At 61.2% G+C, this 8,505-nt stretch carries 10 protein-coding genes; 6 read left to right on the top strand and 4 right to left on the bottom strand.

Going from position 1 to position 8,505, the window contains the following annotated elements:
• The 5 genes from Q0X21_RS09415 to Q0X21_RS09395 all read left to right on the top strand — a co-directional run.
• Positions 1-329, top strand: a 329-nt coding sequence (locus tag Q0X21_RS09415; RefSeq protein ID WP_297851626.1) for a helix-hairpin-helix domain-containing protein, incomplete at its 5' end; no start/stop codon positions are given.
• Positions 329-1,936, top strand: a complete 1,608-nt coding sequence (locus Q0X21_RS09410; protein ID WP_297851625.1) for a ComEC/Rec2 family competence protein — start codon at positions 329-331, stop codon at positions 1,934-1,936. The genes Q0X21_RS09415 and Q0X21_RS09410, both read left to right, overlap by 1 nt.
• Positions 1,896-2,831 carry a DNA polymerase III subunit delta gene (holA, locus tag Q0X21_RS09405; protein ID WP_297851624.1) on the top strand — a complete coding sequence of 312 codons (936 nt, stop codon included), beginning with the start codon at positions 1,896-1,898 and terminating at the stop codon, positions 2,829-2,831. Before Q0X21_RS09410 ends, holA begins: the two co-directional genes overlap by 41 nt.
• Positions 2,832-2,896: 65 nt before the next feature.
• Positions 2,897-3,229, top strand: coding sequence for an ankyrin repeat domain-containing protein (locus tag Q0X21_RS09400; RefSeq protein ID WP_297851627.1), 333 nt, complete (start codon positions 2,897-2,899; stop codon positions 3,227-3,229).
• Positions 3,226-3,873 (top strand): LysE family translocator, encoded by a 648-nt coding sequence (locus Q0X21_RS09395; RefSeq protein WP_297851623.1) that lies wholly within the window; start codon positions 3,226-3,228, stop codon positions 3,871-3,873. Before Q0X21_RS09400 ends, Q0X21_RS09395 begins: the two co-directional genes overlap by 4 nt.
• Here Q0X21_RS09395 and Q0X21_RS09390 read toward each other — a convergent pair.
• The 4 genes from Q0X21_RS09390 to Q0X21_RS09375 all read right to left on the bottom strand — a co-directional run bounded on the left by Q0X21_RS09390 (position 3,870) and on the right by Q0X21_RS09375 (position 6,558).
• A complete protein-coding gene (locus Q0X21_RS09390; protein ID WP_297851622.1) occupies positions 3,870-4,769 on the bottom strand; it encodes a PHB depolymerase family esterase in 900 nt (299 codons plus the stop codon). The two genes, Q0X21_RS09395 and Q0X21_RS09390, sit on opposite strands and share 4 nt — an antisense overlap.
• Before the next feature lie 103 nt (positions 4,770-4,872).
• Positions 4,873-5,136, bottom strand: coding sequence for a 30S ribosomal protein S20 (gene rpsT, locus Q0X21_RS09385; protein WP_297851621.1), 264 nt, complete (start codon positions 5,134-5,136; stop codon positions 4,873-4,875).
• Positions 5,137-5,331: 195 nt separating this feature from the next.
• Positions 5,332-5,838: a type II toxin-antitoxin system PemK/MazF family toxin gene (locus tag Q0X21_RS09380; RefSeq protein ID WP_297851620.1), complete on the bottom strand. Its 507-nt coding sequence runs from the start codon at positions 5,836-5,838 to the stop codon at positions 5,332-5,334.
• Between the two features lie 42 nt (positions 5,839-5,880).
• Entirely contained in the window at positions 5,881-6,558 is a 678-nt protein-coding gene (locus Q0X21_RS09375; protein ID WP_297851619.1) for a hypothetical protein, read from the bottom strand.
• A gap of 131 nt (positions 6,559-6,689) precedes the next feature.
• Here Q0X21_RS09375 and lepA point away from each other — a divergent pair.
• Positions 6,690-8,505, top strand: a 1,816-nt coding sequence (gene lepA, locus Q0X21_RS09370; RefSeq protein ID WP_297851618.1) for a translation elongation factor 4, incomplete at its 3' end; no start/stop codon positions are given.

The raw sequence follows: 8,505 nt of genomic DNA, 5'->3' as shown, positions 1-8,505 counted from the left end.
ACGCCCTCGATCACGCCCAACCACTCCCGGAGGCTGAGCTGCTCAGCCTCAACCTGGCCCAGGTGGTCGCCGATGGGCAGCAGATCGTCGTGTTGAACAAGGGGGAGGCCCCGCCCGATGCGCCGGGGGATGCCGGTGGTGGGATCTCTGTGAACACGGCCTCAGCAGAAGAGCTCACTGAGCTGCCGGGCGTAGGGGAGGCGACAGCAGCCGCGATCATCGCGCACCGAGAATCCATCGGGTCATTCACCGACATTGAGCAGCTTCTCGACGTCAAAGGCATCGGCCCCGCCAAATTCGAATCCCTCAAAGACGCGGTTTCCCTTTAATGAGTGAACTTCGTTTGGTCCCAGCTGCACTCGTGGTGTGGGCGGTGGCCATCGCTGTGATCGTGGCGGGGCCGGTGGTCGCCTTAGGCATTATCGCGGTCGCAGTGGTGGGCTGTGTGGTGTGGCGTGAGCCTGGGCAAGCAATTCTGTGCGGTGGGTTGGGGGCCTGCTCGAGCGCGGTGGCGTGGGTGCGGTGCATGACTGCACGTGGCACTGATTTTGGTGAAGCCTTCACAGGGACTGTCGCTGGTGCGCCGAAACAACTTGATTCAGGCGACTGGTTCGTCCGAGTCAATGTGGAGGGCTACCCAGTCCCGGTTCCGGTATTCACAGCGGAAGTGCCGGGGCAGTTAGTTAGCGGGACGCCAGTTGAGATCGCTGGGGAAGCAACCGAATCGACGCGCCCTGGTGTGGGTGCGGTGACCGTGGAGGGCGCGATCGATGTGCTTGGGCAGCCCACTGGCTTCGCGGCTTTCGCAGCTGCGGTGCGAGACAGATTCAGCACCGCTGTTGAAGCGGTAGTGGGGGAGCACGCCCAAGGCCTGATCCCCGGAATGGTGGTGGGTGATGTCTCCTTACAGTCCCCGGAAGAACAACAAGCGTATATCGACACCGGATTGAGCCATTTGAGTGCAGTCAGTGGCGCGAATTGTATGTACGTCGCAGCGGCCGCGCTGCTGGTGTCACGACTGTGCAGGTTTGGGCTGCGCGTACAGATCGCCACGGCTGGTTGTGCGCTGCTGGTCTATGCCGGGCTCGTCGGGCCAGAACCCAGTGTGCTTCGCGCCACGGTGTCGGGACTCGTGGGATTCACCGCGGTCGTCTCGTCTACTCGGACGGAACCAATTCACGCACTGTGCCTTTCCATCATCGGGCTGGTCCTGGTGGATTCGGACTTGGCGGTCAATTACGCATTCGCCCTCTCCACTGCGGCCACAGCTGGCATCGTGGCTATCTCCCCGCTGATCTACCGGGCATTGGCACCGTTGGGGTGGCCGGACATCGTGGCAAAGGTGGTGTCGGTGGCTGCGGCAGCCGATCTTGCTACGGCACCGATCATCGCGGGCATGGCGGGGAAGGTCTCTTTGGTCGCGGTGGTGGCGAATGTTCTGGTCAGTCCCGTCGTGGGCGCCGTGACAGTACTGGGCATGGCAGCAGCGATTCTCGCGCAGCTGCACACCGCGCTAGCCACGCCGCTGTTGTGGGTGGTGCAGCCACTTGCCGGGTGGGTCCGCACGGTCGCTGAGACCGGGGCGAGTCTGCCCAGTGCAACAGTGCAAGCACGCCCCATTGAGGCAGCGGTGTTCTACGGGTGGGTGCTCGCCGGCTTCATTGCGCACAAACCACGGATCACGCTTACCTGCGCCGTGCTCATTGTGTCAGTAGGGGTGATGGGGAGTGGGGAGGGAAAGGTGGATGTGGATAAGCGAAATATTCTTGTTGTCGACCGGGAGGAGGACATCGGGCCCCTCCCGCCTGGCACCACTGCCGTAGCGGTGCGGGAGGGCACACAGCGAAAAAGGCCTGTGGTCACCCAGGACGGAATTCCGGTGATCTATCCGTACAATGACCAGCATGATCAACCCAGTGCACTTCATCGTCGGTGAAGATGAGTTCCTCGCCGAACGTGCGACGAAGAGCATCATCGACGAGGTCGGCCCCGCCGCCGAGGTGACTACCCTGCGCGCTGGCGACGTGACGGCCTCTGAGCTGGCGCAGGCCACCAGTCCGTCCTTGTTCGCTGAGGAACGCGTTGTGGTGATCACCAATACCGAGCTGGCTGGCAAAGAACCCACGGAGCTGCTCTTGCAGGCTGCCGTGGATCCCACGCCGGGCATGACCCTGGTGATTGTGCACAGCGGCAAGGGACGCAATAAGGCGTATGTGCCCAAATTCCGCAAGGCCGCTGAAGTCCATGAGGTGAAATCGCCCAATCAGCGCGAGCGGCAAAGCTGGGTGACCGCGGAATTTCGTCGCCATGGGGTGCGCCCGACTCCTGATGTGATCGGTGCGCTGTTGGAGTCCGTCGGTTCGGATCTTCGTGAGCTGGCGAGCGCGATTGAGCAGCTCGTCGCAGACACAGAGGGCGAGATCACCGTGGCCAAAGTCCGCGCCTATTACACGGGAGTAGCGGAGGTATCCGGCTTTGACATCGCGGATCAGACCGTCGCGGGACGCACTGACCGTGCGCTGGCCAGCACGCGCCGGGCATTGCAGCTGGGCATCAGCCCCGTCGCCATCGCAGCAGCTTTGGCGAACAAGGTGGGCGATATTGCAAAGCTGTACCAGACCCGTGGCAATCCGGATCAGATCGCGCGGACGGTGGGTATGCACCCGTTCGTCGCTAAGAAAACAATGCAGGTTGCACGCAACTGGTCCGGACATGCTGTAAGCGAGGCGGTGATCATCGTCGCGGACCTTGACGCCACGGTGAAAGGTCAAGGCGGCGATCCCGAATTCGCAGTCGAGGACGCAGTTCGGCGCATCGCGCAGCTGGCGTGATAGTGTGCCTTCCCGTGACTGAGATTCCCGCAGACGTGCAAGAATTCGCCACCCGCCTGTTCAATATGGCGCGGGGCGGCGATCTGACCTTGTTGGACTATGTTGACCAGGGCGTTGCCGTGGACATGGCCAACCAGGACGGCAACACGTTTTTGATGCTCGCCTCCTATGCGGGACACGTCGAACTCACGCGTGGCCTCATCGAGCGCGGCGCAGACGTGAACAAGCTCAACGAGCGCGGCCAGGCGCCACTCGCGGGCGTCGTTTTCAAAAAAGAGGACGCGCTTATCGACGTCCTCCTTGCCGCCGGCGCCGACCCGACCGCCGGCACCCCTGACGCGATCTCGACGGCGAAGATGTTCGAGCGCGACGACCTCGTGGAGAAGATGAGCAAGTGAATCCCGCGGATCTCGCGGCGATCGTCCTCGTCAACCTGGCGGGTGCGGTGACACCGGGACCGGATGTCGTCCTGCTCACACGCTATGCCACCCGTTCCCGGAAGCACGCGATCGCAGCCACCTTTGGCATTCTGACCGGGGCACTGTTCTGGATCACGCTCACGGTATTGGGCGCTGCGGCATTGCTCACCGCATTCCCGTGGCTGTTGGAATTGATTCAGGTTGCAGGTGGTGCCTGGATCATTTTTATGGGTTACACCACGGCACGCCAGGGGTGGCATGACCGGCTGAATCCGCCGCTGGATATGGACGAGGCAGAAGAGCGACTGGGTACGCCACGTGACAGCTTCTTCAAGGGCTTGACCACGAATCTTTCTAACCCCAAGATCGTCTTGTTCCTGGCCGCGCTTGTTGCCCCGCTTTTGCCGCCGAGCCCAGGACTTGGCCCGGCGATGATCGTGATTTTCGCGCTGTGGATCACCACGGTGCTGCTGTTCGTCGCATACAGCTTCGTAGTGTCCACAGAGCGTGTGCGTCGAAAGCTGTTCAGCGCTGGCCCCTATATCGACATCGGTGCCGGCGGGTTCTTCATTGTTGCCGGCACCGTCCTCGTCGCACGAGGAATCGTGGGATTGGGCTCTTAGCCCAAGAAGAATTTCACGGTGCGGTCGGTCGCGCTGCGGAACCAGGTGTGTCCGCCACCAGCGATCTTCTCCAGTTCAGTGCGCTGCGAGCAGCCTGCCGGGGTGTAGATCGTGGACGGGCCGACCCGGCGGGGGGACACCTTATTCATGTTGCAGCCATTACGGCGGCCGGTGTCGTAGAACACCGACGGCACGGAGCGGTATGCCGCGCCGTGGCGGGTGCCACCGTGGTACTTGACCACATCGTCATTATCCGCGTGCATGATCAAGGTGGGCACCTTTCCGCGGGCGCACTTGGTCACCGTCGGGTTGTAGTAGGCACCAGCAACGCTGGCAACACCAGCGACGAGATCCGGGGCGTGGCACCCCAGCGCAGCAGCCATACCGCCGCCGTTGGACAGGCCAGTGGCGTAGACGCTGTTGCGGTCGATGTTGTGCTGCGAGGCGACGTGGTTAAGCAGTGCGCGGATATAACGAATATCTGCATCGACGGAGGTCTGCGCGTACGGCGCACCGCCCCACGCATTGTTGATGGCCTGCGGGTAGATCACAATGGCGCGGCTGCCCGCGGCATCCTCGAGCTTCTCGTAGGAGCGGGTACGTGCGGCATCGTGCTGCCAGCCACCGAAACCGAGGATGACCGGGTAAGCCCGCATCGGGTTGTAATTCTTCGGCAGCACCAACGTGTAGGGGCGCTTGACACCATCCACGGTGACGGAACGGTTATCCAGATCAATCTTGCCGAATGCGGTGAGGAAATCACCCAGCTGGCTGGACATCTGAGCCGCATTGGACTTGCTGGAAATGCTGGACTGAGCAGCCGCAGTGGGGGCGGCGGAAAGAGCAACAGTGGCAGCGATGAAAGCGGCGCACGCGCCCCGACGGATTTTAAGCATGAGGGGATCATACGGGGCAGAGGATTACGCTGTCACATCTCCGCGGAGGGCAAAGAAAAACCCGCCTGCCACGGGGGCAGACGGGTTGGCGCTGGCGTTGAATTTAGCCGAGCTTGTTCAGGGCGCGAGCCATGTTGGACTTCTTGTTAGCCGCGCTGTTGCGGTGGTAGACGCCCTTGGTCACAGCCTTGTCGAGCTTGCGGGAAGCGATGCGGAGCTGCTCCTCCGCAGCCTTCTTGTCGCCACCTTCGATGATCTCGTTGAACTTGCGGATCTCGGTGCGGACAGCGGAGCGGACGCTCTTGTTGCGCACGCGACGCTTCTCGTTGGTCAGAACGCGCTTCTTCTGCTGCTTGATATTAGCCATGATGTACCTCTTGAATCTTGACGGATAGTGTCTCGTGCATTCGATTACCCAACTCGTGAGGGACTGCAGCGTCACGACTTTGCATACAAGCCACGAACCCAAGGTCCTGCCCGCGGCGCGCGACGCACCCAACACGAAAGCTGGCGCGAATAACGTTCATAACTTAGCAGCTGGTGGCAGGCTGCCCAAATCGCTTCAGGCCCAGTCGAAGCGTTTGCGGAGGTGCTCAGCGATGTGCGCGAAGCGCCGGGCGGGGAAGAGTGCACCGCGGCGACGCAGATCCGTTTCGGGGATAAACAGGGTTTTGTCCGTGCGGACCCAGCAGGCCTCACCGGTCGGTTTCCACTCGCCGCTGCCAATCGGCAACCAGTCATCCTCACCGGCGTGATCTTCATTGGCGGAAATCAGCAGCCCCAACACGTCGTGGCGGTCACGGCCAACAACAAGCATCGACCGTTCTTTCAGCGGGGTGGTGGGCACGTTGAACCACACGACCTCGCCGGGCTCAGCCTGCCCGTCCATGTCAGGGGCGTAGAAGATGCTGCGGGAAATCTCACCGGTGGGGACCACGCGGGTACGTGCGGCACGACGACGTTCGCTGGTGGGCGAATTGCCCATGCGTTCGTTCAGGATCTTCAGACCCTGGTCCAACGCCGTTTGTTTGCTGGCTCCGAGCCGAGCGAGGCGCCGCAGAAATTTCATTCTTTAAAGCCTAGTGGATTGGTGGGACGTCGAAAAGCGTTTTTAGAGCTCAAGGCGCTCGATGCTTGCGCGCAGATCTTGCAGAGCGCGGGGCTCGCCGACGTGGCGTGCGTGGCGCGTTTGAGCAAGCGCGGTCTGGGTGAGCGCACGCCAGTGATCAACGCTGAGCGGCAGCTGATTGGCCTGCGCGTAGTTGTATAGGCCGAGACACTGGTCGAGCACGTCATTTTCTTCAGCGGTCATGGTGAGCCGGTCGACGATGAAGACGGGGAGTGCGGAGGCTGGTTCGTCGCCAAGCGATGCTGCGAGACGCTGGTGTGCGGTTGGGCGGTTGGATTCGCTGGACAGGTGACCGAGGAATTCGATGGTGGAGAAAAACCCGACGCACGTGGCAAAGAAGCCGAGCAGGAGACCGAAGATCAATGCGGTGACACCAAGCGCCGACCCATCAGCCGTCAGGATCATCGCCAACGCCGCAACGACGAGCAACGCGGAAATACCAATGCGCTTTAGCGCGCCTGTGGACCGCTTCTTCGGTTCCGGAATGCTCTCGGCGGCGGGCTCGATGTATTTTGCGAAGTCAGCGTAGGTGCGAAACGTGTGCGCATTCGTCTTTGACATCAACTGCCCTAAGTTTTGCGGCAGTACAAAGCGGGAGAAATCTTTCGGGAACAGCTCCACCGATGCGTTCCATTCGCGGCGTGCGGGGGTGTTCTCCATCGGCTCTCCTTTCCGGGCTGGGCTTTCTGCAGCACACCTTACTCCTTAGCGGCGATTGCTCCCCGGTGTATATGTCACGGTATGGTGACCTTAGTTTTCACCAGTTTTGGCACCGAAGCGAAGGGTTGGCGATGGCGAAGGCAAACACGAATTTCGCGTTGAAGACGTTCACGGATCCGGCACAGATCCGGAACTTCTGCATTATTGCCCACATCGACCACGGCAAGTCCACCCTTGCGGACCGTATTTTGCAGCTGTCCAACGTGGTTGAGGCACGTGAGATGCGCGACCAGTACCTGGACAACATGGATATTGAGCGTGAGCGCGGCATCACCATCAAGGCGCAGAACGTGCGCTTGCCGTGGACGACGGCGGATGGGCAAGAGACCATCTTGCAGATGATCGATACGCCAGGTCACGTCGACTTCTCGTATGAGGTTTCGCGTTCGCTCGATGCGTGCGAGGGCGCAATTTTGCTTGTCGACGCAGCACAGGGCATCGAAGCCCAGACCCTCGCCAACCTGTACATGGCGATGGAGAATGACCTTGAGATCATTCCGGTGCTGAACAAGATCGACCTGCCGGCAGCCGACCCAGAGAAGTACGCCGGGGAGATCGCCCACATCATCGGTTGTGAGCCGGAAGAGGTGCTGCGCGTCTCTGGCAAGACCGGTGAGGGCGTGCCGGAGCTGTTGGATAAGGTCGTGGAGCTCGTTCCGCCGCCGCATTCGCTGGATCCTGCTGGTGCTGACGCACCGGCCCGCGCGCTGGTTTTCGATTCCGTCTACGACACCTTCCGTGGCGTGGTCACCTACATCCGCATGATGGACGGCAAGCTTGAGGCTGGCCAGAAGGTGACCATGATGAACACCGGCGTCACCCACGACATTCTTGAGATCGGCATTGTCTCCCCGACGATGCAGAAAGCTAAGGGGCTCGGCCCGGGCGAGGTGGGCTACCTCATCACCGGTGTGAAGGACGTCCGCGAGACCCGTGTCGGCGATACCGTCACCTGGGCGAATAAGGGTGCCTCCGAACCACTCGAAGGCTTCGAAGACGTCAAGCCGATGGTCTACTCAGGCCTCTTCCCAGTCTCCCAGGAAGACTTCCCGACGTTGCGCGAGAGCTTGGAGAAGCTTCAGCTTAACGACGCCTCACTCACCTGGGAGCCCGAGACCTCCGTCGCCCTGGGCTTCGGTTTCCGCTGTGGCTTCCTGGGCCTGCTGCACATGGAGATCACCCGCGACCGCCTGGAGCGCGAATTCGACCTGGACCTGATTTCCACCGCGCCGTCTGTCACCTACCGCGTTGTCGCGGAAGACGGCACCGAGTCGATGGTGCACAACCCGGCTGACTGGCCGAGCGGGAAACTCCAGGAAGTCTACGAGCCGATCGTGAATATGACGCTCATCGTGCCGCAGGAATTCGTAGGCACCACCATGGAGCTGTGCCAGTCCAAGCGTGGCCAGATGAAGAATATGGAGTACCTCTCCGAGGAGCGCGTGGAGCTGCGCTACATCATGCCGCTGGGCGAGATCATCTTCGACTTCTTTGACATGCTCAAGTCCCGCACGAAGGGCTATGCCTCGCTTAACTACGAGGAAGCCGGTGAGCAGCCAGCTGACCTGGTCAAGGTGGACATTCTCCTGCAGGGCGACCCGGTGGATGCATTCTCCGCGATCGTGCACCGCGATTCTGCTCAGTGGTACGGCAACAAGATGACGAAGAAGCTCAAGGAGCTCATTCCTCGCCAGCAGTTCGAGGTGCCAGTCCAGGCCGCGATTGGTTCCAAGATCATTGCCCGTGAGAATATTCGCGCCTTGCGCAAGGACGTCCTGTCCAAGTGCTACGGCGGCGATATCTCCCGTAAACGCAAGCTGCTTGAGAAGCAAAAAGCCGGTAAGAAGCGCATGAAGTCCATCGGTTCCGTCACGGTGCCGCAGGAAG

The sequence above is a fragment of the uncultured Corynebacterium sp. genome (assembly GCF_947253065.1).
Classification (GTDB): domain Bacteria; phylum Actinomycetota; class Actinomycetes; order Mycobacteriales; family Mycobacteriaceae; genus Corynebacterium.
The sequence above is the reverse complement of the archived record's forward strand: the minus strand, read 5'-3'. Positions and strand labels throughout refer to the sequence as shown.